The sequence below is a fragment of the Paenibacillus tuaregi genome, assembly GCF_900086655.1.
Classification (GTDB): domain Bacteria; phylum Bacillota; class Bacilli; order Paenibacillales; family Paenibacillaceae; genus Fontibacillus; species Fontibacillus tuaregi.
The window spans coordinates 1084805-1110029 of record NZ_LT575476.1 but is presented as its reverse complement, the minus strand read 5'-3'; the positions used below and the strand labels follow the sequence as shown (position 1 = coordinate 1110029).

The following is a 25225-nucleotide window of genomic DNA, read 5'->3' as shown; positions in this document are numbered from 1 at the left end:
ATTATAACAACGGTGACAGCATTCGTGTCAGCATCTCCGCCCCTTTCTGAAGACGGGATCGCTTGGAGAATTGCCGGAGATGGATAGGGCGGCAGTGCGTCAAATCCACCTCGAAATCGTTCATGAGCCGCCGGATAGGAGCCTGGTCGAACAGCACCGCTGTCATCTCAAAGTTATAAAAGAAGCTGCGCATATCCATATTTGCGGTTCCAACCGTTGCCAGCAGGTCATCGATGATCATCACCTTGGCATGGATGAAGCCTTTGGTATACTGGTAAAACTTCACGCCAGCATGCAGCAGCTCCTCTACATAGGAGAGCGAGGCCAGATGAACGAGCTTGCTGTCGGAATTGTAAGGAATGATAATCTTGACCTCAACCCCACTGACGGCGGCCGTCTTGAGAGCCGCATACACACTTGGGTCCGGAATGAAATAAGGGCTGGTGATCCATACCCGTTTCTTTGCTACAGCTATCGCTTCAAAGCACATCTCCTGGATTGCATCCCATTGCTGGTCCGGGCCACTTGTGAGAATCTGAACCTGCTCATTCTTCGCACAGTTATGCTCGGGGAATAGAGCAGGGTCCGAAATCCGCTCCCCGGAGGCCAGCCTCCAGTCCGTTAGAAATGTATTTTGCAGGAAATAAATCGAGTCGCCTTCGATCTGCAGATGGGTGTCCCGCCACTCTCCAAGCTTGGGGTACAGCCCCAGGTAATCTTCACCGACATTGATCCCACCCAGAAAACCCACCGTTCCGTCAATCACAACAATCTTCCGGTGGTTACGGTAGTTAATCCGCCTGTCAATCGTCGCGATAAGGGGCGGGAGAAAGAAGTAGAATTGAATTCCCGCCTCTTTCAGCTCATGGATAAATTCATTTTTCAAATAATAGCTGCCCAGACCGTCGCAGATCATCCGGATCTTGACCCCTTCCCGGGCCTTGCGGATCATAACCTCCTTGAACCTTCTCCCTACTTCGTCACTTCTGAATATGTAATATTCAATATGAATATGATCTTTGGCCTTGTCCATTTCACTAAGTATCGCATCATAGGTGTCCTCCCCGTTCGTTAACACCTTGGTGGCATTACAGCCTGTGATCGGACTTTCAGACAGATGAGTCAAGAGATTGAACAGCCTCTCCTGATGATGGAATTCCGGGTTTTGCATCTCTTCCACCCGCCTCACAATCTTCGCTTGGCGCCACAGTCTTCCTTTCATCTCTTGAAACAATCTCGTTCCCTTACGACGCAGATTTTTACGTTTCTTATAGTCCTGGGCAACAAAATAATAGAGAACAAAGCCGATTAACGGGAAGCAAAACAGGATGAACAACCAGGCTACGGTTTTGGAGGGATTTTTAAATTCGAGTATTAATATTGTCGCGCTTTGAAATATGAAAGCTATCAGCGCAATAACCAGCCAAAGCATGGATGTCCCCCTTCTATATCCTTATCTATTTGGCATGCAGCATGGAATACCCGGATACCGGATCCCTATGATAGCCATATAAGTCTGGTCTTTTAAGCATGTTTTGAGAGAGCGGTGAATACATAAATTATAGAAGTAATGTTGGATGAATTAAAGAAAAATATCAAAATTTCAGTTCTTTATGAAAGGAGATGCCATGAAAAATGCCCCGTTGTCCCGCAAAATGACCCTGCTTGTGCTGCAGGATGCCAACCAGTCCGTCAAGCAAATCCAGGTGTCCAAGCCCTTGGTCATCACGGTTCCCCTCGTTGCTCTGCTCTCCATATCCAGCCTGATTGTAAGCCTTCAAGCCTACTCCAACCACACAGCCGCGAGTCTGGAACAGGAACTGCAGAGCAGCAACACACAGCTTCAAGCGGTCGTAACGGACAAAGAGGAGGCCATTCGCCGGCTTCAACATCAGCTCGTGACTCTCACAGCGGAGTCAAAGAATATGAGAAGCCAGATCAAGAAAGTCTCGCAGATGGAGAATGAGCTGCAGCAGATTATTAATAAGTTCGGAACTGGCAACAGCAAAACGTCCGAAGCAGCCACTCCGGGCGACACCTCCTATATCGGCGGAGAATTCATCGCGGTTCATGATGTGGACAGCAGAATATCCGGCCAGGCCACCCGGGATGATTATGCGGAAATGTCAGCCCTTATCCAGGCTATGCTCCATAGAATCCCCGCTATGGTTGACCAAGCTGAAGCCATTCATGAATCGATGTCCGGCACCCCCTCCTTATGGCCAACACTCTCCAGACGCACGACCTCCAGCTTCGGCTACCGTACGGATCCATTCACCAAGAAAGCCGCTTTTCACGCAGGTGTCGATATTTCCGGGGAAATAGGAGATCCGATCTATTCGGCGGGGGCCGGCACGGTTCTTCAGGCCGATCACTCTCCTGCAAGAGGCAACTTTATTATTATTCAACATCCAGGCGGACTTCAGACATGGTATATGCACTTAAATAAAATTCAAGTTAATACAGGTGAGAAGGTCACAAAAGGGGAAGTGATCGGCAAGCTCGGCTCCACCGGACGAAGCACCGGCCCCCATCTGCACTTCCAGGTCGTTAAGGAGAATGAACCGGTAGACCCAGTTCCCTATTTGAATTAATTTATGCGCTTCTCCAGAATCACTTCACCCTTTTGCTTATTCCTAGGCCTTCGTTAATTCGGCTTCTACAAATCAAAATAATGGAGGAATATCATGTTTAAAGATAACAAAAATACCGCTGTAAAAGGAACTCATACCCTGATTGGTGCAGGCAGCCATTTCGAAGGAAAACTCCGCTCGGAGTACAACCTCCGGTTGGAGGGGAAATTCCAAGGGGAAATTGAATGTACGGGTGAGATTGTCATTGGGGAATCAGGAGAAGCCCACTCTTCAATCAAAGGAAATGAGATTATTGTGGCGGGTAAAGTGTTTGGTGATATTACTACAGAAGGCAAACTGACCATTACGGCCAGCGGGCATGTTGACGGAAATGTATCCGCCCATTCCCTGGTCATTGCGGAAGGCGGAGTATTAAACGGAATCAGTATTATGGAGAAGCCCTTGATCAGCGCGGTGCCCTCCCCTAACTCCAACAATAAGAGCAAAAAAACTCCTCAGCCTGAAGCCGGCTAAATTGCAGAAGTATATGAACAGCCCGGTCTCCCACCTATCCAAGCCCCCAATATGCTGTAATTGCACAGCACAATAAAGGGACACACTCCTGTGAGAATGTGTCCCTTCTTTTATTATTTAACTAGCCTACCCGGCTTTCTTGCCCGAACGGGTTGGCTGCCCGGAAGTTAATGCTGTGAGGACTTGAGCTAAAAAAGGGATTCGGGCAGCCACATTCACCTGTTTGGTATAAAGTTGCAGCGATTTCGCTTGCAACTAGACGGTACTACAGCAGCTTCTGGCTAACTTTACTTAGGCTGACTGTTTATGGTTGTTTACTAGCTGCTTATTGGCTGTTTATTGGCTGTCACTGCTAATCTTGCTATACCTGTCTCCTAAGCGGCAACATCCCGGCGCTTGAATACCATCCAAGCAATGGCAAGGAAGACCACCACATATACAGCGAGCACGATTGCAGAGAAGCCCATCGACATGCCCGCCTTTTCATAAAGGCTTGCGAATGAGAATGAAGTATCCCCTCCCGTATTCGTCACATATTTGGACAGATCCATATTGTGGAACAGCAGGTATTTGGCCCACGGATAACGAATCGGGTTGAGCAGCACGGCAATCGTATTCCCGGCCATCATGATGAACATAGACAATCCGATTGCAATTCCACTGGCCCTAAAGACCGTGGAGATCATAAATGCAAGACTCGAAATAACAAGAAGATCAATAAATTTGTATAGCAGTACCAGAAGCACCTGTTCCAACGGGGTCGAACCCAGCTCCAGGAAGGCTGGCGGATTGTGCTGGAAGAAGAGCATGGATACCGAGATTATAACGATGAAAAAGACAATGCTCATCAGGATACTAAAGAGCAGTACACTAAGCAGCTTGGACAAAAGCACTTTGCTCCGGGACCAAGGCCGAATGAGCAGCAGCTTAACCGTTCCCCAGGTGAACTCGCCCGCTACAATATCCGCAGCAACAATAAGGGTGAAGATTGACACCAGAAAGTAAATGGAGCTCAAATTCTTGGCCATATCCCAGGCACCCGTCTGCGAAGAGCCGGTATGGCTTTCGCTGAAGGCGATCAGACCTGCGAACACAATCGGCAGGACGATGATCATTCCGAACATAATCCAAGTCCGCAGCCGGCGGTAGATTTTCATATTTTCGTTCTGTACTAATGCCAGAAAATTACCCAATTTGCCCACCCCCCGTCATTTCCAAGAACTGATCTTCCAGCGATCTTGTCAAGGTCTGGATGCCGTATACCTTGATCCCAGCGCTGACAAGTCTGCTGTTCAAATCCGCAATCTGCTCGCGGTTTGCGGTTACAATCAGCCTTGTGCCTTCAAGACGGCCTGTCCCAATCAGTTCAAGCGCGCGTTCCGGCTCATTGACATCAAAGCCCGTTTCAGCATACTGCTCTCCGGCATCCTGAGATTTCAGGGAACGCACATCAATCAGCCGGCCTCCCTGGATAACCGCTACGGTATCACACATCAGCTCCATCTCGGATAAGAGATGACTTGAGACGAAGACGGTGGTACCTTCCTGCTGGGTCAACTGGCGCAGATAGTCCCGCAGCTCCCGGATCCCCTGAGGATCAAGCCCGTTGGTGGGCTCGTCCAGGATCAGCAGCTTCGGACGCTGAAGAATCGCCTGGGCAACACCTAGCCGCTGGCGCATACCCAGAGAATACGTCTTCACCTTATCGTGAATCCGGTTCTCCAGCCCGACCAGGGCAATAGCCTCGTCAATCCGCTCCTTGCCTACACCGGACATCCGCGCGTAATGTACCATGTTCTGATACCCTGTCAGAAATTTATACATTTCGGGGTTCTCTACAATCGCTCCCACATGCGCAACCGCTTTTTCGAAATCCGACTTGATGCTTGAGCCATTGATGACGATGTCTCCCTGTGTAATCGACATGAGTCCTACCATCATCCGTATCGTTGTGGTCTTCCCTGATCCATTGGGGCCTAAGAAGCCGAACACCTGACCCGCCGGGATATCGAGTGTAAGACGGTCGATGATGGTCTTGGCGCCAATCTTCTTCGTCACATTCGTCAGGCGGACAACAGGTTCCTGAGACATATGAATTCACTCTCCTTATGTACCCGTCCGATAAGGACGGAATGATTTTCTAATTTTACCACACCTGAGTATAACGTGCGGGCCCTGGATTAGGTTTCATGACTTGATCGTAAGAAGTCCTGCAGCGCTTCCCTCCAATGACGAATCGGATGGAAGCCGTTCAGCCTGAGAGCCTGATGATCCAGCACAGAATAGGCCGGACGTGGAGCCGGGCGTGGGTACTCTCCCGTAGTGACCGGAACGACGTCAACACGCATGCCTGCATCCTCAAATATAGCACAGGCGAACTCATACCAGGAGCAGCTGCCTGCACCTGATACGTGATACGTGCCATACCTCTGCGTTGAGCTCAGCTGCTCGATGACTGAAGCAAGGTCCCTGGTATAGGTCGGACAACCGATTTGGTCAGCAACAACCGAGACACGACCGTCTCTTTTGCCCACCTTCAGCATTGTACGTACAAAATTACTCCCACCTGCTCCGTATACCCAAGAAGTTCTTACGACAAAGAATCGCGTATGGAGCTGACGAACCAGCTCCTCGCCCTCCCATTTAGAACAGCCATACACATTAACCGGGTCGGTGGGATGAAACTCCGAATACGGCATAGTTCCCTTTCCGTTAAAAACATAATCCGTGCTAATGTATACCAGCTTGGCTCCGGCCGCTTCTGCCGCGGCTGCGATGTTGCGTGTCCCATAGGCATTCACCCGGTATGCCGTATCCGGATCGCTCTCAGCTTGATCAACCTGTGTATAGGCTGCGGCATGAATAACCACATCGGGGCGCACCCGGTTAAGCATGATATGACACTGCTCCGCATCTGTAATATCGAGGCTGTCCCGATCCATCCCATATACTTCATACCCTTTCTCCCGAAACACCCTTTGAAGCTCCAGGCCCAACTGGCCACCCGCACCTGTAATCAAAACCTTCGTTTTGTCTTCGGGCTGAGCTTCCCTCATCTTCTCCTCCAACCTTCTCCCCCCTGGCCTGCCTTAACTGGAACAACAGCCATCAGCTTCCGGACCTTAATACAGGACACTGCCCTGAATATGCTCATGTTCGTTTTTTAAGCTTTTTGAGTTCTTTGAGCCTTTTAACTTTTCTGTGTTTGAACCTCTTCTTTTCTGTTGCTCTGTTTTTTCCTTTACTATTTCTATCCCTTATGCCCTTGGCTCTCTACTTACTCTACTTCTATACTTCTCGTACAGTTGCCTTATTTTGCACCCACTCTGCTAATTACTCACATTCTTCCTCTTCAACCGCTGCGCCCGTCAGAAGTCAAACTCGGCATCCGCCCAAAGCGGATGGACTTTGTCTTTATCCGACAAAATTACTGTGGAGCCCGGCCAAGGAATATTCAGCTGGGGATCATTCCAGAGAATCCCCCGGTCATGCTCCTTCGAATAGAACTCATCCACCTTATACAGAACCTCAGTATGAGGCACAAGCGTATACAGCCCATGGGCGAAGCCTTTGGGAATGAGAACCTGTCTGTGATTGTAAGCGGTCAGGATGACCGACCTCCATTCCCCGTAAGTGGCTGAATCTTTTCTTAAATCCACAAACACATCATAGATTGCTCCCGACAGCACCCGTACCAGCTTGGTCTGCGCCTTGGGAAGCAGCTGGTAATGAAGCCCCCTGAGCGTACCTGCCTCAGCTGAATAGGAGTGGTTATCCTGAACAAAGTTATAATGAAGGCCCGCTTTATCCAGCACATCCCGGTTATAGCTCTCGCTAAAAAACCCCCTTATATCCCCGTGTACCTGAGGTTCAAGGATCACAGCCCCGGACAATCCTGTCTCTAGGATACGCATATGAACACACCTCCCCCGCTGCCTGCCAAAGGCGGCAGTTAGTCCTTGTTCCTAATGTATGTAAGGCTAGCCCCGTCTGGCACGGCGTGTGTCTCCTGGTCTTGAGCTTGAGAGATACCACTGCGTGTGCCTCTTGGTCTTATGCTTGAAAGATACCCCTGCGTGTTTCTCAGCTGTGATTGTTTGGGTTGTTAAGTGCTTAAGTTATTTGGTTATTTGGTTATTTGGTTATTTGGTTATTTGGTTATTTGGTTATTTGGTTGCTTAGGTTACTTGGTTGCCTGGTTGATTGGGTGCTTGGGATGCTTATGGGTGCGTAGGTTTTTAAGAACCACAGTAGTTTCCAGTAACTGCTTGGAGTGCTTGAATTTCTTGAAGTGCTTCGAATTGCGGAGTGCCTTGAGTTGATGGAAGCAGATATCTGTCTCGCCTGTCTCGCCTATCTCTACTATCTCTAGTATCTCTACTGTATCCTCTGTAATCCACTTGTATCTACTGTATTTACTGTATCTCTTGTATTTCTTGCACTTCTTGTATTTCTTACGTTGCTTTTATCGCCCGTCCCGTATTCAGTGAACTTTTGCCCATATATGTGGAGAAAAAAAAGACCCACAGATCCTTCATAGAAGGACCTGCAGGTCTAATCTCAACTTTATTACCGTAATTAAAGCTAATTCCGCAATCTGCTCTGTCAATTCCGAATTAGTTCCCTGTACGGGCCAGCTCACGCATGTTCGCCTCGAACGCTGCAAGCAGAGCAGCCTCGCCTTGAAGCCCCTGGTCCTGAACCTTGCGGATTTGCTGAAGCATGCGTTTGTAATCCTTCGGAATCACACGGACAAAAGCATTCAGCGACTCATTCCAGCTGTCTAGCACTCTGCGGCCCACAGCACTGTCTGTGTATTCCACATGGCGCTCAATCAGGGAACGAAGCTCGGCTGCTTCCTCGGCTTCCTCGACCCGCTCCAGGAGAACCATCTCCAGGTTGCAGCGGTCAAGTAAGGTGCCTTCCGGATCGTACACATAAGCGATACCGCCAGACATCCCCGCCGCGAAGTTGCGTCCGGTTCCACCAAGAACAACAACACGTCCTCCGGTCATGTATTCACAGCCGTGATCACCAACACCTTCAACCACCACGTTCGCGCCTGAGTTCCGGACGGCGAAGCGCTCGCCGGCAATACCGCGGACATAAGCTTCACCGCTGGTTGCACCGTAGAATGCCGTATTCCCGGCAATAATGTTCTCCTCAGCGACAAAGGTTGCCTTCGGTGAAGGTCTCACCGCCAGCTTACCGCCCGAGAGGCCTTTGCCAATATAGTCGTTGGCATCACCTTCAATCGTAAGCGTCATGCCCTTCGGCACAAACGCGCCGAAGCTCTGACCGGCCGATCCGATGAAATGGAACCGGATTGTATCCTCAGGCAGGCCTGCCGCCCCGTACAGACGGGTAACCTCACTGCCCAGAATCGTACCTGTGGCCCGGTCGACGTTCGTGATCGGAAGCTCCGCATAGACGGATTCCCCGCGTTCCAAAGCAGGAGCTGCAAGCTCAACCAGCTTTGTCATATCCAGTGTTTTCTCAAGTCCATGGTTCTGTTCCTGCGTATTATAACGCTCTGTCCCCTCTTGAAGCTCAGGCATATGCAGAAGCGGGCTAAGATCCACACCGCTCTTCTTCCAATGCTGCACAGCCTTGCTGGTCTCCAGGCAGTCTGTACGTCCGATCATCTCATTAATGGAACGGAAGCCAAGCTCAGCCATCCACTCGCGCAGATCTTCTGCCACAAAGGTCATGAAGTTAACCACATGCTGTGGATCACCTGTGAAGTTCTTGCGCAGCTCAGGATTCTGGGTTGCAACCCCAACCGGACATGTATCCATTTGACACACACGCATCATAATACAGCCTACAGCAATGAGCGGCGCTGTGGAGAAGCCGTATTCCTCGGCTCCAAGAAGTGCTGCTACCGCCAAGTCACGACCGTTCAGCATCTTGCCGTCGGTTTCGAGGACAACGCGGTCCCGAAGGTTGTTCATCATCAGGGTCTGATGGGTCTCAGCCACACCAAGCTCCCAAGGCAGACCCGCATGACGGATCGAACCTTGTGGGGAAGCTCCTGTCCCCCCATCATAACCGCTGACCAGAATGACATCGGCGCGGCCTTTAGCTACCCCAGCAGCAATCGTGCCCACACCGGCTTCAGATACCAGCTTCACGTTAATCCGTGCGCGCGGATTGGAGTTCTTCAGATCATAGATCAGCTCAGCCAGATCCTCGATCGAATAAATATCGTGATGCGGAGGCGGAGAAATCAGACCCACACCCGGGGTTGATCCGCGGACTTCCGCAACCCAAGGATAGACCTTACGGCCCGGAAGCTGCCCGCCTTCACCTGGCTTGGCGCCCTGCGCCATTTTGATTTGAATCTCATCGGCATTAACAAGATAATGGGAAGTTACTCCGAAGCGGCCGGAGGCCACCTGCTTGATCGCACTGCGGCGGGAATCGCCATTGGCATCTGGAATATAACGGGCAGGGTCTTCCCCGCCTTCACCCGTGTTGCTCTTGCCGCCGATGCGGTTCATCCCGATGGCGATCGACTCGTGTGCTTCTTTACTGATCGAGCCGAACGACATAGCTCCGGTCTTAAAGCGTTTCATAATCGAAGCCGCAGATTCTACCTCTTCAAGCGGCACTTTAGGTCCAGCTGGCTTCAGCTCAAGCAGGGAACGCAGGGTAAGATGACTCTCGTTCTCTCCTTGAACAAGCGAAGCGTACTTCTTGTATATACTGTAATCCCCCGTCCGAACCGCCTGCTGCAGCAGGTGAATGGTCTGAGGATTGAATAAATGCTCCTCCGAGTTGGCGCGCCATTGATACTCACCACCGGAATCAAGCACAAGGTCGTTACCGTCTTTCTCATTAAATGCGCGGTGATGTTGGGCAAGCGTCTCCTGAGCCACTTCCTCCAGCCCAATTCCTCCGATCCGGGAAGGCGTCCAGGTGAAGTAGCGGTCTACGAATTCCTGATTCAGCCCGACGGCCTCAAAGATTTGGGCGCCCCGGTAAGACTGGATCGTGGAAATTCCCATTTTGGACAACACCTTGACCACGCCTTTGGTTGCCGCTTTGATAAAGTTCTTGCAGGCTTTCTCATGGGTTACGCCGCGCAGCATGCCCTGGGTGATCATGTCATCCAGCGTCTCGAACGCCAGATAAGGGTTCACCGCACTTACCCCATAACCAAGAAGCAGGGCAAAATGGTGCACTTCGCGCGGCTCTCCGGATTCCAGCAGGATGCTTACCTTAGTGCGCGTCTCCTGGCGGATCAGGTGGTGATGCAGGCTGGATACCGCAAGCAGCGAAGGAATCGCCGCATTCTCAGCATCCACGCCGCGGTCGGACAGAATAAGAACATTGTGCCCTTTGTCGATAACGCGGTCGGCCGCCTCACAGAGGATTTCAATCGCTTTGCGCAGGCCTTCCGCACCCTCGGCAGCAGGGAACAGCGTTGGGATGGTCATTGATCTGAAGCCCGGACGGCGCACATGGCGCAGCTTGGCGAAATCCTCATTTGACAGGATCGGTGATTCCAGACGAATCTGGCGGCAGCTCTCCGGCTCCGGATTCAGCAAGTTGCGTTCCGGCCCGATCGTAGTCAGCGTTGAGGTGACCAATTCTTCGCGGATCGCATCAATTGGCGGGTTCGTCACTTGGGCGAACATCTGCTTGAAGTAGCTGAATAGACGCTGAGGCCGATCGGACAATACAGCAATCGGGGCATCGTATCCCATCGATCCGATTGCTTCCTGTCCTGTTGAGGCCATAGGTTCAATGATTTTGCGCAGCTCCTCGAACGTATAGCCGAATGAAAGCTGCTGCTTGGTCACATCGTCATGTCTCTTCTCCGGAAGCTCCGGCGCGTCCGGAAGGTCCTCCAGACGGATAAGGTGCTCATCCAGCCATTCACGGTAAGGATTCTCGCTCGCGATCGAAGCCTTCACTTCCTCATCGGAGATGATCCGGCCTTCCTTCGTATCCACAAGCAGCATCCGCCCAGGGCGCAAGCGGTCTTTGTACAGCACGTTCTCCGGTGCTATATCGAGTACCCCCGCTTCGGAGGAGAGGATGATCAGGTCGTCCTTGGTCACATAATAACGCGATGGACGAAGCCCGTTGCGGTCCAGTATGGCCCCAATCTGAATCCCGTCCGTGAAGCCCATTGCGGCAGGACCGTCCCATGGCTCCATCAAGCTGCTGTGATACTCGTAGAACGCCTTCTTGCTGTCGTCCATGGTTTCATGATTGTTCCAAGGCTCTGGCACCATCATCATTGCCACATGCGGCAGCGAACGTCCACTCAAATATAAGAATTCAAACGTATTATCAAACATTCCGGTATCGGACCCATCCGGATTGATAACCGGCTTCACCTTTGCGAGATCCTCACCGAACACCTCGCTCTGGAAGAGCGATTGGCGCGCATGCATCCAATTCACATTGCCGCGCAGCGTGTTGATCTCCCCGTTGTGAATCATAAAGCGATACGGGTGCGCGCGTTCCCAACTTGGGAATGTATTCGTACTAAAACGGGAATGTACCAGAGCGATTGCGGATTCCAGCTGTTCGTTCTGCAGATCCACATAGAATTCGCCCACCTGTTCGGTCGTGAGCATCCCTTTATAAACCACTTTACGGCAGGACAGGCTCGGCATATAGAATGCATCCCCCTGCTCAGCTCCCCCGTATCGGATGGCTAATTCCGCCCGGCGGCGGATGACGTACAGTTTGCGTTCGAAATCCAGGTCGTTCACAAGATCCTGGCTGCGGCCGATAAATACCTGGCGCACATAAGGCTTGGCTGCCTTGGCGGATTTGCCGAGCATCTCATCGTTAGTCGGCACTGTGCGGAAGCCGAGCAGCTCCTGCCCTTCCTCTTCCACGATCGCCTTAAAGCGGACTTCCTGTTCACCACGCACCTTCTCATCGTGCGGCAGGAACATCATACCCACGCCGTACTGTCCCGCCTCGGGCAGACGGAAACCGAGAGCTTCCGCTTCAGCCGCGAAGAAGCGGTGCGGAATCTGAATCATAATCCCCGCGCCGTCCCCGGAATTCGGTTCACTGCCTTGACCCCCGCGATGCTCCATATTGGTGAGCATGGTTAGTGCCTGGCTGACGATACTATGAGACGGGCGTCCCTTAATATGAGCGACAAAACCCATACCGCAGGCATCTTTTTCAAAAGACGGGTCGTATAAACCTTGCCTAGCAGGAATATCCGTATGTTTCATATCATTTTCAACCTTTCTGTTCGTAAAATAGCTCGTTCCCACCAATCTATACGTAAAACGACGGGTTTCCAATAGACTTTTGAACACTTTATTTGCATAAATCTTCAGTTGCTTGCATTAATTTTCTGCGCCCGTTCCATATCCTGTGCACCTGGATACACTGCACCCTCGTATTATGGGTTCTAATATTGTAGCATCCGCGCTATACGCTGGATAATCTAATCTTTTTATGATAGCGATAAGAAATTTTATGAAAATAACGGCCTTCCAAATGCTGTATATCTATAAAAAAATAAAGAGGCTGCACCTCAGCCATTAAGGCCTTGGGGCAACCTCCAAATTTATACTTTTTTACGCAAGCGGTGTTACAATCTCTTCCTGATTCATATCTGTGGATCTCGGAGTCCGAATAAGGAAGTAAGCCAGCGTAATCATCATGAATACCAGACCATATCCAAGCAGCAGACCGAACTGCGGCCACATGCTGCTGTAATCCCCACTGGAGATGACCGACTTGAAGCCAGTTACCGAATGGGACATTGGCAGAATTGGATTGATCGGTTTCATCCATTCCGGAAGCAGCTCGAGCGGGAATGTGCCCGCGCTTGTAGTCAGCTGCAGAACCATCAGGATGATGGCCAGGAACCGGCCAGGCTGATCCAGCCAGGTTACAATAGCCTGAATAATCATCATGAATGCAAAGCTCGTTCCGAAAGTGAACAAGTAGAAGAGCGGTACACTCTGCACTTTAAGACCAACCAGCACCAATACCAGGGTAGCAACTACCGCAGATTGGAACATACTCATCAGCAGGAACATGAACGTCCGGCTGAAGAACCGCTGCAGACCCGTTGCTCCTTCTACGGTAGTCCCTCTCATAGAGATGATGATCGTAGAGAGCAGGGCACCCACAAATAAACTGATGGACAGGAAGTAAGGGGCAATCCCTGTTCCGTAATTCGTAATTTTCTTGGACGTGTTCTCTTTAACATCCACCGGCTGGGCATACATCGTTACCCGCTCGTCTGTACCTTTGACATCCGAAGTCTTATGCGCTGCCTCGTTCAGTTTATCCGCCAGCTTGCCGGAGCCGCTGACCAGGTCGCCCATGCCGTTCTTGAGCTCACCGGCGCCCTTGTTCAGCTTCTCGGAGCCGCTGGCGAGCGTATTCACGCCGCCGCCAAGCTTGTGGATTCCCTGTACCAGGGAATCTGTGCCGCTGGCGAGCTGCCCGGCGCCTGAAGCCAGCTTGTGGCCTCCAGCTGCCGCTTCCGACAGCTTGCTGCCGAACTTTGCCATGCCGCCGGTCAGCTGCGGGCCTGCGGCCGTAAGCTTGTTTGCTCCTTCAACCAGCTTCTGGTTACCTGCCAGAAGCTGGTCGCTGCCGGCTACAAGCTGCTTGTTCCCTGCGGCCAGCTGGTCGCTGCCGTCAGCCAATTGCTTGCTTCCCGCAGCGAGCTGCTCGCTGCCTTGGGCCAGCTGCTTCTGCCCGTCAGCCACCTGCTGGCTGCCCTGGGCAACCGCCTGGCTTGCGGCTAGCAGCTTCTGAATAGAAGGGTCCTTGCCGAGTGCCGGATTCGCCTTCACCAATTGGTCGAGCCCTTGGGCTACGCCTTTGGCGCCTTCGGCAACCTTGGCACTGCCCTCTACCGAGGACTGCAGTCCCTGGTTCAGCTTCGCACTGCCGTCCACCGCAGAATGCAGGCCTTCTTGAAGCTTGGCCGTGCCCTCTGCCGAAGAGTGAAGCCCTTGATTCAGCTTCTTGTTCCCTTCAAGGGAGGACTGCAGACCTTGTGACAATTGGGAGACGCCTCCCACGGCCTGCTGGGTTCCGTTTTGAAGCTGTTTATGAGCCGCGCTCAGCTGATCAAGCCCGCTTGCGAGAGAGTTGGCACCTTTGCTCAGGTCGGTGGCTCCGCTATGAAGCTTGCCTGCCCCACTGGCTAGAGGAGCTACACCATCCTTCAGCTGAAGTGTCCCGTCCACAAGCTTGTTCAGATTCTCCTTCAGCTTCACGGTTCCGTCCTTAAGCTTGCCAGCACCGGTATGGATATCCCCGGCTCCATCGCCCGCTTCTTTAAGCCCGGAAGAGATCTCCGTTACTTTATCGAACAGGCTGTTCGTATAGGCCTCCGTAACTTTGGCGGAAATTTTCGCCTTGAGATCCTTCACGGCGCTGTTCCCGATCTGTCCTGCAACGAAGTTATAGTTGCCGTTAGGCTCATAGATCAGATCAGCTGGCTCGGGATGGTCGTTCATCAGCGTAGTGGCTTGTGAAGAGAAGTTTGCCGGAATCGTAATCTTCATATAGTACCGATTCTCGTCGATTCCCTTTTCCGCCTCCTGCTCGGTTACGAAATCCCACTTGAAATCCTTGTTCTTCTTCAATTCATCCATCAAGTCATTGCCGATGTGCAGCGATTTGCCTTCATATTCGGCACCCTTATCCTGATTCACCACCGCAACCGGCAGCTCATCCAGATGACCATACGGGTCCCAGAAGGCGGTTAAGTACATACCGCAGTACAGAATGGGCACAAAAATGACCGCAATGAAGGATATCAGGGTCATCGGTTTTTTTATGCCAGATCTCATGTCTTTGAAAAACACCGATAATGTTTTCATCGCGATTTTCTCTCCTTATGTTTCTCGTTCTCTCTATAAAATTATTTACCCATTCGCTAAGCCATCCGCGAGGAACAGCTTAAAATAAGACTTGATTTGCTCCTTATCCAGAGGTTCATAGAGCTTGTTCCAGTCGGATGCCAGCGTAATATACAGCTTCAGCATCACTAAGGACGTCACCTTGGGATCGACCTTGCGGATTTCCCCAAGACTCGCGGCACGTGTAATCTGCTGCTCCAAGTAGTCAAGGATCGCAACCTCAACCCTCTGCATAGCCTCTCTGGCTTGGGGTGTTCCAAATTCCCTCACCTCTTGCGACAGCTTGATAAGCAGCTCATGCTCCTTCCTGAATTCGAGGACTGAGTCAAGTCCGCTGTACAGATTGTCAAAAAAAGCTTTGTCTTCACGAACCTCTAATTCCGTAATTCGCTTCATCTCTCCGATGACCACATGAAGGATCTCATCGAACAGCTCCTCCTTGTTGGAGAAAAACGTGTAAATGGTCCCTTTGCCAACATTCGCAATCCGGGCAACCTGGTCCATCGTCGTCGCCTTATAGCCGAACATGGAAAAAGATTTAGTCGCTGCCTCAACAATCTGTTTGCGGCGATCTACTGAAGACATGGTTCTCCTCCTTTCCAGTGAAGATTTCATTTTAGTTTAGTTTTGACTAATAATCAATTTTAGTCATTCAGTCATTCGGTCACTGTTAAATTTATCACACTTTTTCTACGTTTTGCAACTCCCTTGTATAAATTTTCATCTTTTTTCAGAAAAAAAAAGCATCCGATGTTTTATATCGGATGCTTCCTCTTCACATATTAAGGTAATCTTTCTTAAGCGGTCAGCGCCTGTTCATTCTCAACTTCTGATGTACGCTTATGTTTCATTAGGAAGTAAATCAAAGTTAGAATCAAGAAGATGCCGCCAAAGACCGCAAGAATTCCAAGATATGACCATGCCAAATGCATATCACCGCTGGAGATTACAGCCTTATAACCAGATACACTATAGGTCATCGGCAGCCATGGATTGAATACCTTCATCCAGTCAGGAATCAGCTCAAGCGGGAAGGTTCCGGCACTTGTGGTCAATTGAATGATCAGGATCAGAATCGCAACAAAACGTCCAGGGTTATCCAGCCAGGTGACAAGCGCCTGGATAATGAACATGAAACATAGACTTGTTACGAAACTGAACAAGAACATCATCGGTTTGTTGTGCACCTGCAGCTTGAGTCCGTAAAGCACGAGCGTAACAGCAAAAACCGACTGCGCCAGACTCATAAGACCAAACGACAGGGAACGGCTGACGAACCGATTCCAACCACTCGCTTCATTTATGGAAGAACCACGAAGCGGAATAACCAATGTGGCGATCAACGCCCCCACGAACAGCCCCAGGGATAAGAAGTAAGGAGCGAATCCTGTACCATAGTTAGGAACTGGATTATGCTTGTTCTCTTGAATATCAATAGGCTTCGCATACATGCTTACCGTATCATCGGTCGCTTTCACTTCTGAAGTCTGCTTAGCGGCATCATTCAGCTTCGAGGCGAGTTCTCCAGAGCCTTCCGTCAATTTGCCGGTACCTTCCTTGAGCTGGCCCGCGCCGCTATCCAGCTGCTTGGAGCCGCTGGCAATGGCCTTGGTTCCGTCTGCAAGCTTACCTACTCCGGCGCTTAACTGCCCAGTTCCCGCGCTTAACTTGCCTGCCCCGGCTGCAAGCTCCTTACCGCCTGAAGCCGCTTCGGCCAGCTTGCTACCGAACTGCTTCATCCCGGCAGCCAGCTTGGACTGGCCTTCATTCAGCTGAGCTGCCCCCTGGGCAAGCTGATGCTGCCCTTCGACCAGCTGCTTGCTGCCTCCAGCCAGCTGCTCATGAGCCTCACCCAGGCTCTTGACTCCCTGGGCAAGCTGCTGCTGGCCTTTATACACCTGCTCACTGCCTTTGGCTACCGCCTGGCTGGCTGCCAGCAGCTTCTGAACCTGCGGGCTCTTCGCAAGTTCCGGGCTTGCTTTGACTAACTGCTCCAGGCCCAGGGCCACACCTTGCGCGCCTTCTGTGACTTTGCCGCTCCCCTGAAGTGCCGCTTCCATTCCTTCGTCAAGCTTGCTGCCGCCTGTCTTCGCGGCTTCAAGCCCAGCTTGCAGCTTGGCTGCTCCATTCAGCGAAGACTGGATACCTGCGTGAAGCTTGCTGCCACCTTGTTCAGCCGCCACGGCGCCCTGCTCCAGCTGCTTCTCCGCACCCGCTAATTTTCCCAGACCATCTGCCAGCTTGCTTGCTCCTTTATGCAGGTCCTTAGCGCCTTTATCCAGGCTGCTGACTCCTTGGGTAAGTGGAGTCACGCCCTGCTCCAGTTTCACGGTTCCTTCAACCAATTTGGCCAGATTTATCTTCAGCTTATCAGCACCCTCATCTACCTTGGCTGCGCCATCATGGATCTTATCTGCGCCGCTGCCTGCATCGGACAGCCCACCGGAAATCTTCTCCACTTGGGTGAGCAGGGTTTCCGTATAGGCTTCCGTGACTTTAGCAGACACCTTCGACTTAATCTCCTTTACGGCCGTTCCCCCAATCTGTCCAGCCAGAAAGTTATAGCCTTCGTTGGGTTCAAACACAATATCCGCAGGCTGCGGATGCTCATCCATCACCGTGGTGGCCTTGGTTGAGAAGTCTTCGGGAATTACAATCGTCATATAGTACTTGTTATCCTTAATGCCTTCTTCCGCTTCCTGGCGGGTTACAAATTCCCATTTGAAATCATCATTCTTCTTCAATTCCTCAATCAGATCCTCGCCGGCATGCAGAGATTTCTCCTTGAACTCGGCGCCCCGGTCCTGATTGACCACTGCAACGGGCAGCTCATTCATCTTGCCGTAGGGGTCCCAGAAGGCGGTAAGAAACATCCCGCTATATAGTACGGGAATAAACAGGACAACCAAGATAGGGATGATAACCCTCGGCTTTTTAAAACTGGATATCATATCACTTATAAACACAGATAAAGACTTCATTTCTCTTACACTCCCTTATCTAATCTATACCCGTTCAGTTTTCTTACAGGTCCGGTCTGTTTCCGTTACTGAGAGCCCTTCAGCAAGAAGAATCCGAGATACCTGCTTAATCTGTTCTTTATCTAGAGGTGTATGGTTCTTATTCCATTTCGAAGTGAGGGCAATATACAGCTCCAGCATGACAAAGGAGAGTATCTTCGGATCTAGTCTCCGAATGGCTCCTTGTTCCATGGCCCGCTGAATCTGAATCTCCAAGTGCTCAAGAATAACATTCTCTACCTTGTACATGGCCTCCTTAGCCTGGGGAGTACCAAAGTCACGAACCTCCTGTGAGAGCTTCATGAGCAGCTCATGCTCCTCCCGGAAATCCAGTAACACATCCAGGGTCCGCTGCAAATTTTCAGTGAATGACCTGCCCACCTGGACCTCGCGTTCTATAATCCCCTTCATTTCCACAAAGACAGAGCGAAGAATCTCATCAAACAGCTGCTCCTTATTCGCAAAAAAAGTATAGATGGTCCCCTTCCCAACACCCGCAATCTTCGCCACCTGGTCCATTGTTGTAGCCTTGTACCCGAACAAGGCAAATGATTTGGCAGCCGCCTCGGTAATCTGCTTCCGGCGATCCACCACATACATAGCTTTCACCCTTTCCACAGGTTCCTTATTGACCGATATTCTCATATGGTCATTTGGTCAATTACAAATGTACCACTTTCTTCCTCCAGCCGCAAGACCTAATTATTCCATACTCACTCCTCGACCTTGGTCCAGGATTTCACTGGTCCACGGCCTGTTCTCTCTGGAGCAAAAAAGTAATACACTATAAACAAACGAACGTTAATATATACATATCAAGGGTGGCTGCTCACATCTTTCTTTTGAAAGAAAAAAAATAGCCTCCTTAATATAAGGAGGACTATCCATGAAGCAGGTGAATATAGTGAAAAGAAAAAGAGTGCTTATTCTATCTGAAGGCTTCGGAGGCGGACATACTCAGGCGGCTTATGCAATCGCTGCGGGAATGAAACTCGTCAGTCCCGACATTCATACCAAGGTGCTTGAGCTGGGATCGTTCCTTAATCCTGTCATTGCTCCAATTATTCTGTCGGCCTACCGCAGAACTGTCGTTACAAGCCCGGCACTGATCGGGATGTTGTACCGCAAGCAATACGATAAACCTATTAACCGGCTGACTCGGCTGGCACTCCATAAAATATTTTACACCCAAACTATAAATGTTATTGAGCAGCTAAAGCCGGATCTGATTATCTGCACTCACTATATTCCGAGTGCCGTGATCTCCAGATTGAAGGCAGCCGGCCTTAAAGTGCCTTTATATACTCTGATCACAGATTATGACGCCCATGCGGCCTGGATTAACCCGGAAATCGACCGCTATCTGGTCTCCACCCCTGAAGTCCGCAGACTGCTGATGAAGCGGGGAGTTCAACCAAGCCAGATCCAAGTAACCGGCATTCCGGTGCATCCGAATTTTTGGACGACCAAGAATAAATCCTGTGCAAGAAGTGAACTGAATCTCCGCGACATTCCAACTGTGCTGGTCATGGGCGGTGGCTGGGGACTGCTGTTTAAGAAGCAGGTCCTGGATACGCTGACTTCCTGGAAAGACAAGGTTCAGCTGGTCTTCTGCACAGGCACGAACGAGAAGCTGGCCGCGAAGCTTCAGCATCACCCCTCGTTCACGCACCCGAATATTGTTATTCTCGGCCACACAAATGAGATTAGCAAATGGATGGATGCGGCTGACCTGCTCATTACGAAGCCTGGAGGCATGACCTGTACTGAAGCTCTGGCGAAGGATCTGCCTATGCTGTTCTGCGAGTCCATTCCAGGGCAAGAAGACAGCAATCGTGAATATTTCATCAATAGCGGTTACGGGGAAATGCTCAGTTCGGAAGCGATCGACCGCTGGCTTGAGCGTCTGACAACCAGACATCACCATGAACAGTCTAATCATTCCCGGATTAAAGCCTTCAAGCCGAATTATCAGCCAGACCGCTGTGTGCGTGATTTGGCGGAAATGCTGAACCAGATCCAGGCTGGGCGCTCCAAAAGCCATATTGACGAGCAGCTTCTAACTCCTATTGGCATGTAACGGTTGATTCACTCGGAATCTTCTGAAGAGGACCGGATCATTTATAGAATGTATGATTGCCAATCTGTTTGGTCTTCTTCTGAGTTCGTGCCACAGTTAAATCACTGGCTAACTTTATAGACAGGAAATAATAGGTGTCATCACTGACTTCCTTGCGTCCATACAAAGCTTCGGTAACAGCACGAACCGTATCCTTGTTGGGCTTCACACGCTTTAAGCGCCCATTGCGTACAGGACTGAATTGATGCTTTTGATATATAACTTCTTTAATGGTGTCGGGATAATTGGCTGACCGCAGCCGGTTCAGGACAACATTGGCAACTGCCACTTTGCCCTCGTACGGTTCGCCCTCTGCTTCTGCCATGACGATCTTTTGCAGGAGAAGCAGCTCTTCATCAGACAGCGCGTATTTCCAAGTGGATTTGGCTTGATCCTCTGGCTTTAACAGCGCCGTTTTGGTGAAGAAGATTTGTTTAGGGGGGATGGTTTTGTCTAATTTAGGAACAGCAGGTACCTGTTGCTCCTTAAGTAGTTGATGCTGCTGTATCATCTTAGATTTCAACGGAATACCCACCACAGCCGATTTCGGCAATTGATGGGTCTTGGCCCTGACGAAAGAAGAAGAAGCAGACTGAACCTGGTTATTCTCTTTCATCGGCATGTAGGAGTCCATCTCCTGCACAGGAAAATACTCCTGGCCTTCTACGACAACCGTTCTCCATAATAGACAAATTGACCCCACACACACTAATATAGCGCCGATTAAAAGCGCGACGTAACGATTCTGTTTGAATAAATCCATAAGTGACCTCCTACGCCCTTGTAAAATTCTCTCTCTATCATGAAGTGTTCTGGATACCCCGGATATCCCTCTCTCCCACAGAAGACACCTTCATGTTGATTTTTGCTCTATGCGTACTCTATCTATGTAACCGAATATGGAAGATTCAAAACGCTACCCTATCGATTACTTCATACATCGGGCTCTGGCCCATGCGTGTCCTGTAAACAACCAGTGTCTCCGCAGTCCATTCCCCGAAGCCCGCAGGAATCTCCAGCGCCCCTTGTACAAACGGGACATCCCCCTGATATTTTCGGGCCAGCGTGATATGCGGTTGATAAGCCCGCTCCTCCGGTATATACCCTAGTCTGGAGGTGGCGCCCGTTACAAGCCTATGAAGTTCCCCCAGACGTGTTGTCTCTCCACCGACCCCAGCCCACAGAATGCTTGGCTGCCCAGGCCTTCCGAAAGTGCCCACGCCTTTGGCTTCAAGTTGAATTGCACCAAAGCCCTTCACGGCTTCACGAAGCATCTCTCCAAGCTTCTTTAGGTTAGACGTAGGAGTATCCCCCAGAAACTGAACCGTAATATGCAGATCAGAAGGATGCACCCATTTGCGGAACATTCCCTGGCTCTGATAGGTCTTAGCCCAGTCATCCAACGTGCCTTTAAGTGTATCTGCGAGTGGAACTGCAATAAAAATACGCCAATTTTCTTCTCTAAGGCTCACGTTCAACCCCCCTTATCTATTCCACATAACCCATAATTTAGATTAGCCAGAACACCAGTATTCCACACACATTTTCCCAATATAACTTATTTGGGGTACAAAGATCAAGAAAATGCCCCGGATCGATAAGCAATCCGGGGCATTTTCTACTAATATATTCCAATTGAAGGTGCTGTTTGGTTCTTAATTATCACGCTGACGCGCCCGGGCTTCGCCGCCCTTGCGTCCAGCTTCTTCGCGGCTCATTTTGCCATCGCCACCATCGGAATCGCTTCTGGCTTCGCCGCCCTTTTGGCCAATTTCCTGATAGAATTCTTTACCATGACTCCGGGAAGTGGCTTCGCCGCCTTTTTGACCGATTTCCTGGTAGAAATCCTTATCATGATTTTTTGCGGTAGCTTCGCCGCCTTTTTGACCAATTTCTTGGTAAAACTCTTTGTCATGATTTTTAGCTGTAGCTTCTCCACCCATGCGTCCTGCTTCTTCACGGCTCATTTTGTTGTTATCGTTATTACGTGCCATTATGAATCACTCCTTATGGTTTTTGAAGTTTGTCAGACCTTGTTGTCTGCTACGCTATTCTATTACCCTGCTTCAGGTTTCCTAAACACAATTTTGTAAATAAGTAATTATAATCAAAATTTGGTATAAAAATATAAAAAGCACTCGATAGGATTATTCGAGTGCTTTAGGCATCTGCCAACGCTTGTTACAATGAGGCCGATTCAGCCGCCTCATTAGGACCTTGTTCGGCCCCAATTACGTATTGCCGGGCCACTGGAAGGTAAGTCTCCTCATCGATGAGCAGCTCGCTTCCTACCGGCTCACCGTTTACCGTGATCATAATTCTTTTAAAACGTTGTTCCTGTTCTCTCATGGTTATGCTCTCCTTTATCTTGTGCAGGGCTATCATGCCCATTGAATGTTTGGCTGAAGGTTTCATTGTTGACTTTAGCGATACTAGATTTATATACCCGATGATCTAAATTCGAAACAGCCGGCTAACTGGCTGGATCAAAGATCCATACACTTCATGGAAAACATAAAGAAACCTTATCTCACCAAGAGCTGCCACAAGAGCGGCAACCAGCTTAGACGAAGATAAGGTTTCTAAATTCAATTATTCACAAGATTTATTTCGTTTGATTAAATTAACCCAGATATGCGCTCAGCATCCAGATATGTTTGTCCAAGGCGGCCTGAATGCCCAGCAGGAGATCCGCACTCGCTTCATCGTCTGCTTCCTCTGCTGTACTCATCCCTTCCTTAAGCTCACTAACCAGCAGCTTGAAGTCCTGAATTACCGCTTCTACCATTTGATCTGCTGAAGTTTGACCGTCAGCTTCCTGTACAGACGCTAATTCAAGCGACTCTCGAAGTGTAGCCACAGGTCTTCCGCCGATCGCCAACAGCCGCTCTGCAATTTCATCTAGATATTCTGCTGCTTCTGTGTAAAGCTCCTCAAATTTTGCATGCAGAGTGAAGAAATTAGGCCCTTTGACATACCAGTGGAATTGATGAAGCTTCGTATACAGCACGGTCCAGTTAGCAACCTGCCGATTCAGCTTCTTCTCCAGTTCAGTTCCTGCCGCATTTACAATTTGAGTTGAATTTGCCATTTGTATGACCTCCATATGAAAAGTGAATTGTGACTCTCTGATCCAAGATTGATTTTAGACTTATTCTAATTCCTGATCTAATCATACCACTTAATTGCTTATTTCACATGAAGATTCAATGAACTTTATATGACACTTTGCTGAACACAAGAATCAATTCAGTTTATAAAATGAACTTATTTTTATACAGGCGATTATCCAATTTAACTCAGATATCAAATTCCTTGCGGATGTTTAGCCGGAACTGCTCTATGCAGCGTTCCATCGACCGTATTCCCTCATCGACCAGATGGCGGTCCACCATATTGGTGTTCTCCAGCTTGGCTCTCTGAGCCGTGAGTGCCCTTTTCTCGTCCTCCCAATAAGCCTGCCTCCGTTGAATTTCCTTATACTTATCAAGCAAATCCGTAATAATATCATAAAACCGCTCATAATCGACAATAACCTCATCCAGCAGACGGTCCACATCTTCTTTCTCGTAACCGCGCATCTTCACAGGAAATTCCTTCTCATGGATGGTAAGTGCGTCCAGCTTAATGCCAAGCTGCCTGAATAGGTCCTTCTGGTCTCTTAGTTTGCGTTCGTAGTCCTCCTGCATTTTGAATCCCCTCCATAACCTGAACAACTTGAGTCATATGGAATTGGCACTTAGCCATCTATCCATATTATTGTTCTTTTTCTCCTTATAATGTATCACATTTCTCATATCAGTAAAAAACCAAGCCAGCGAAGCATCCAACCCTTAGAATCCCTTTAACAACAGCAGGATATGCAAACGCTTCAGTTTAGTTATAAACAACAAAAAGGACACCCATTAACGGATGCCCTAGAACGATCTATCTATTTGCTATTAGTCTCTTCCAGCTTGTTCGTTTCCGGAGCCTTCTCTTCTTCAACGATATCTCCGCGTGCGCCCCGCTTGAACTCTTTCAGCATGGATCCAAAGCTTCTTCCAAGTTCAGGCAGCTTGCTTGGACCAAACAAGAGCAGTGCGGCAATAACGAGCAGCAGCAAGTGAGTTGGTCGCAATAAGTTCTCAAGCACAATTATCACTCCTCAGTGGATCATACTCAGATTATACACTGTTAACCCTGTTCTGGGTAACTTTTTCTCGACAAAATTGGAAACATTTCAATCAGGGTAAGTTTCGCTTCTCTTTTTCAAGAAACCAAACCCAGCTCCTGGGCATATGCTGATGTCATAAGCAATGGTAAAGGGGCGAACCTCATGAATACTTACAGTCTGATCGCAATTCTCACGATTGGAGTAGCTTCCAACCTTGACAATGCCGGAGTCGGGATTGCCTATGGCGTCCGTAAAATCCGTATCCCCTGGTACTCCAACCTGACGATCGCGGTGATCTCCTTTCTGGCAACACTATTGTCCGGCCTGTTCGGCAACCTCATTTCACTCTGGATTGAACCCTGGATCGGCCAGGCCATCGGGACCACGGTCATTGTCGCCGTTGGGATATGGGTTCTTCTCCAACCGTTCCGTGAGAAGAATGCTGCTGCTCCTGCATCCCCCGCACAAAGCGGCAATTTCACACGCTACCTAAGCAATCCGGAAGAAGCGGACCGGGACAGCTCCAAGAGCATCAGTCTCACGGAAGCAGTATTGCTTGGCATTGCGCTTGCCATGAATGCCTTGGCCGGGGGGTTTAATGCCGGAGTGACTCACCTTAATGTGTGGCTGACCTCGCTATCTGTGGGGATCTTCAGCTTTATCCTGCTTGCCCTCTGCTCTCTCTTCGGTGAACGTTATGCCGCGGAGAAGCTTGGAGACCGGGCTACCATTATCTCCGGAGTCCTCCTGATTCTGATTGGCCTGCATCAGATTGTGTAGATTGTCTTACAGCAATGCCAGACGGCAATACTCCCATCAGCCTCCGCTGCCCATTGCGGCGGCTGATCAGCCTGTATTTTGTCGATCATACTGGGGTTTTGTAAAATTTTCGTATATTAGCGTAACTTAAGTCGAACATGCAGTGTTATCACTATAACATCGCTTAC

The 25225-nt window shown here is 49.9% G+C and carries 21 protein-coding genes; 4 read left to right on the top strand and 17 right to left on the bottom strand.

Features of this window, described 5'->3' with window-relative positions:
• Position 1: 1 nt before the first annotated feature.
• Complete coding sequence (gene cls, locus BN6628_RS05030; RefSeq protein ID WP_068615145.1) at positions 2-1432, bottom strand: cardiolipin synthase; 1431 nt, start codon at positions 1430-1432, stop codon at positions 2-4.
• 196 nt (positions 1433-1628) lie between these two features.
• Here cls and BN6628_RS05025 point away from each other — a divergent pair, with 196 nt between their 5' ends.
• Both BN6628_RS05025 and BN6628_RS05020 read left to right on the top strand, forming a co-directional pair.
• Positions 1629-2594 (top strand): M23 family metallopeptidase, encoded by a 966-nt coding sequence (locus tag BN6628_RS05025; RefSeq protein WP_068615142.1) that lies wholly within the window; start codon positions 1629-1631, stop codon positions 2592-2594.
• 93 nt (positions 2595-2687) lie between these two features.
• Positions 2688-3107: a bactofilin family protein gene (locus BN6628_RS05020; protein ID WP_068615140.1), complete on the top strand. Its 420-nt coding sequence runs from the start codon at positions 2688-2690 to the stop codon at positions 3105-3107.
• A 374-nt stretch (positions 3108-3481) separates the two neighbouring features.
• Here BN6628_RS05020 and BN6628_RS05015 read toward each other — a convergent pair whose 3' ends face one another.
• The 9 genes from BN6628_RS05015 to BN6628_RS04975 all read right to left on the bottom strand — a co-directional run bounded on the left by BN6628_RS05015 (position 3482) and on the right by BN6628_RS04975 (position 18603).
• The gene (locus BN6628_RS05015; protein WP_235847580.1) at positions 3482-4309 is read right to left on the bottom strand and encodes an ABC transporter permease; all 828 of its coding nucleotides are present in this window, start codon (positions 4307-4309) and stop codon (positions 3482-3484) included.
• On the bottom strand, positions 4293-5198 hold the full coding sequence (locus BN6628_RS05010) for an ABC transporter ATP-binding protein (protein WP_068615134.1): 906 nt from the start codon (positions 5196-5198) through the stop codon (positions 4293-4295). The genes BN6628_RS05015 and BN6628_RS05010 overlap by 17 nt, the downstream gene beginning before the upstream one ends.
• A gap of 89 nt (positions 5199-5287) precedes the next feature.
• Complete coding sequence (gene rfbD, locus BN6628_RS05005; RefSeq protein WP_316245794.1) at positions 5288-6175, bottom strand: dTDP-4-dehydrorhamnose reductase; 888 nt, start codon at positions 6173-6175, stop codon at positions 5288-5290.
• 300 nt (positions 6176-6475) lie between these two features.
• Positions 6476-7021 carry a dTDP-4-dehydrorhamnose 3,5-epimerase gene (gene rfbC, locus BN6628_RS05000; RefSeq protein ID WP_068615131.1) on the bottom strand — a complete coding sequence of 182 codons (546 nt, stop codon included), beginning with the start codon at positions 7019-7021 and terminating at the stop codon, positions 6476-6478.
• Positions 7022-7723: 702 nt separating this feature from the next.
• Entirely contained in the window at positions 7724-12319 is a 4596-nt protein-coding gene (gltB, locus tag BN6628_RS04995; protein ID WP_068615128.1) for a glutamate synthase large subunit, read from the bottom strand.
• Positions 12320-12670: 351 nt separating this feature from the next.
• On the bottom strand, positions 12671-14944 hold the full coding sequence (locus BN6628_RS04990; RefSeq protein WP_068615125.1) for a YhgE/Pip family protein: 2274 nt from the start codon (positions 14942-14944) through the stop codon (positions 12671-12673).
• A 45-nt stretch (positions 14945-14989) separates the two neighbouring features.
• Complete coding sequence (locus BN6628_RS04985; RefSeq protein WP_068615122.1) at positions 14990-15568, bottom strand: TetR/AcrR family transcriptional regulator; 579 nt, start codon at positions 15566-15568, stop codon at positions 14990-14992.
• A 212-nt stretch (positions 15569-15780) separates the two neighbouring features.
• Positions 15781-17964 carry a YhgE/Pip family protein gene (locus tag BN6628_RS04980; protein ID WP_068615119.1) on the bottom strand — a complete coding sequence of 728 codons (2184 nt, stop codon included), beginning with the start codon at positions 17962-17964 and terminating at the stop codon, positions 15781-15783.
• A 24-nt stretch (positions 17965-17988) separates the two neighbouring features.
• Positions 17989-18603, bottom strand: coding sequence for a TetR/AcrR family transcriptional regulator (locus BN6628_RS04975; RefSeq protein ID WP_068621995.1), 615 nt, complete (start codon positions 18601-18603; stop codon positions 17989-17991).
• A gap of 304 nt (positions 18604-18907) precedes the next feature.
• On the opposite strand from BN6628_RS04975, the gene BN6628_RS04970 reads away from it, so the two are divergent.
• Positions 18908-20083, top strand: a complete 1176-nt coding sequence (locus BN6628_RS04970) for an MGDG synthase family glycosyltransferase (RefSeq protein ID WP_068621993.1) — start codon at positions 18908-18910, stop codon at positions 20081-20083.
• A 37-nt stretch (positions 20084-20120) separates the two neighbouring features.
• Here the strand turns inward: BN6628_RS04970 and BN6628_RS04965 are convergent, their stop codons facing one another.
• The 7 genes from BN6628_RS04965 to tatA form a co-directional block, all read right to left on the bottom strand.
• Entirely contained in the window at positions 20121-20885 is a 765-nt protein-coding gene (locus tag BN6628_RS04965; protein WP_068615117.1) for a cell wall hydrolase, read from the bottom strand.
• A 145-nt stretch (positions 20886-21030) separates the two neighbouring features.
• Entirely contained in the window at positions 21031-21594 is a 564-nt protein-coding gene (gene thpR / locus BN6628_RS04960; protein ID WP_068615113.1) for an RNA 2',3'-cyclic phosphodiesterase, read from the bottom strand.
• A 183-nt stretch (positions 21595-21777) separates the two neighbouring features.
• Positions 21778-22116 (bottom strand): KGG domain-containing protein, encoded by a 339-nt coding sequence (locus BN6628_RS04955; protein WP_068615112.1) that lies wholly within the window; start codon positions 22114-22116, stop codon positions 21778-21780.
• A 187-nt stretch (positions 22117-22303) separates the two neighbouring features.
• Positions 22304-22471, bottom strand: a complete 168-nt coding sequence (locus BN6628_RS26395) for a hypothetical protein (protein ID WP_187386109.1) — start codon at positions 22469-22471, stop codon at positions 22304-22306.
• Between the two features lie 274 nt (positions 22472-22745).
• A complete protein-coding gene (locus BN6628_RS04950) occupies positions 22746-23213 on the bottom strand; it encodes a Dps family protein (protein WP_068615109.1) in 468 nt (155 codons plus the stop codon).
• A gap of 208 nt (positions 23214-23421) precedes the next feature.
• Positions 23422-23811 carry a DivIVA domain-containing protein gene (locus BN6628_RS04945; RefSeq protein ID WP_068615106.1) on the bottom strand — a complete coding sequence of 130 codons (390 nt, stop codon included), beginning with the start codon at positions 23809-23811 and terminating at the stop codon, positions 23422-23424.
• A 242-nt stretch (positions 23812-24053) separates the two neighbouring features.
• The gene (gene tatA, locus BN6628_RS04940; protein WP_068615103.1) at positions 24054-24257 is read right to left on the bottom strand and encodes a twin-arginine translocase TatA/TatE family subunit; all 204 of its coding nucleotides are present in this window, start codon (positions 24255-24257) and stop codon (positions 24054-24056) included.
• A 183-nt stretch (positions 24258-24440) separates the two neighbouring features.
• On the opposite strand from tatA, the gene ytaF reads away from it, so the two are divergent.
• The gene (gene ytaF, locus BN6628_RS04935) at positions 24441-25058 is read left to right on the top strand and encodes a sporulation membrane protein YtaF (RefSeq protein ID WP_068615100.1); all 618 of its coding nucleotides are present in this window, start codon (positions 24441-24443) and stop codon (positions 25056-25058) included.
• The last annotated feature ends 167 nt before the right edge of the window (positions 25059-25225 follow it).

What these genes read in the sequence shown, in the direction of transcription:
- cls (WP_068615145.1), bottom strand. Translation starts at nt 1,432, where the DNA reads ATGCTTTGGCTGGTTATTGCGCTGATAGCTTTCATATTTCAAAGCGCG.
- BN6628_RS05025 (WP_068615142.1), top strand. Translation starts at nt 1,629, where the DNA reads ATGAAAAATGCCCCGTTGTCCCGCAAAATGACCCTGCTTGTGCTGCAG.
- BN6628_RS05020 (WP_068615140.1), top strand. Translation starts at nt 2,688, where the DNA reads ATGTTTAAAGATAACAAAAATACCGCTGTAAAAGGAACTCATACCCTG.
- BN6628_RS05010 (WP_068615134.1), bottom strand. Translation starts at nt 5,198, where the DNA reads ATGTCTCAGGAACCTGTTGTCCGCCTGACGAATGTGACGAAGAAGATT.
- rfbC (WP_068615131.1), bottom strand. Translation starts at nt 7,021, where the DNA reads ATGCGTATCCTAGAGACAGGATTGTCCGGGGCTGTGATCCTTGAACCT.
- gltB (WP_068615128.1), bottom strand. Translation starts at nt 12,319, where the DNA reads ATGAAACATACGGATATTCCTGCTAGGCAAGGTTTATACGACCCGTCT.
- BN6628_RS04990 (WP_068615125.1), bottom strand. Translation starts at nt 14,944, where the DNA reads ATGAAAACATTATCGGTGTTTTTCAAAGACATGAGATCTGGCATAAAA.
- BN6628_RS04985 (WP_068615122.1), bottom strand. Translation starts at nt 15,568, where the DNA reads ATGTCTTCAGTAGATCGCCGCAAACAGATTGTTGAGGCAGCGACTAAA.
- BN6628_RS04980 (WP_068615119.1), bottom strand. Translation starts at nt 17,964, where the DNA reads ATGAAGTCTTTATCTGTGTTTATAAGTGATATGATATCCAGTTTTAAA.
- BN6628_RS04975 (WP_068621995.1), bottom strand. Translation starts at nt 18,603, where the DNA reads ATGTATGTGGTGGATCGCCGGAAGCAGATTACCGAGGCGGCTGCCAAA.
- BN6628_RS04965 (WP_068615117.1), bottom strand. Translation starts at nt 20,885, where the DNA reads ATGGATTTATTCAAACAGAATCGTTACGTCGCGCTTTTAATCGGCGCT.
- BN6628_RS04955 (WP_068615112.1), bottom strand. Translation starts at nt 22,116, where the DNA reads ATGGCACGTAATAACGATAACAACAAAATGAGCCGTGAAGAAGCAGGA.
- BN6628_RS26395 (WP_187386109.1), bottom strand. Translation starts at nt 22,471, where the DNA reads ATGAGAGAACAGGAACAACGTTTTAAAAGAATTATGATCACGGTAAAC.
- BN6628_RS04950 (WP_068615109.1), bottom strand. Translation starts at nt 23,213, where the DNA reads ATGGCAAATTCAACTCAAATTGTAAATGCGGCAGGAACTGAACTGGAG.
- BN6628_RS04945 (WP_068615106.1), bottom strand. Translation starts at nt 23,811, where the DNA reads ATGCAGGAGGACTACGAACGCAAACTAAGAGACCAGAAGGACCTATTC.
- ytaF (WP_068615100.1), top strand. Translation starts at nt 24,441, where the DNA reads ATGAATACTTACAGTCTGATCGCAATTCTCACGATTGGAGTAGCTTCC.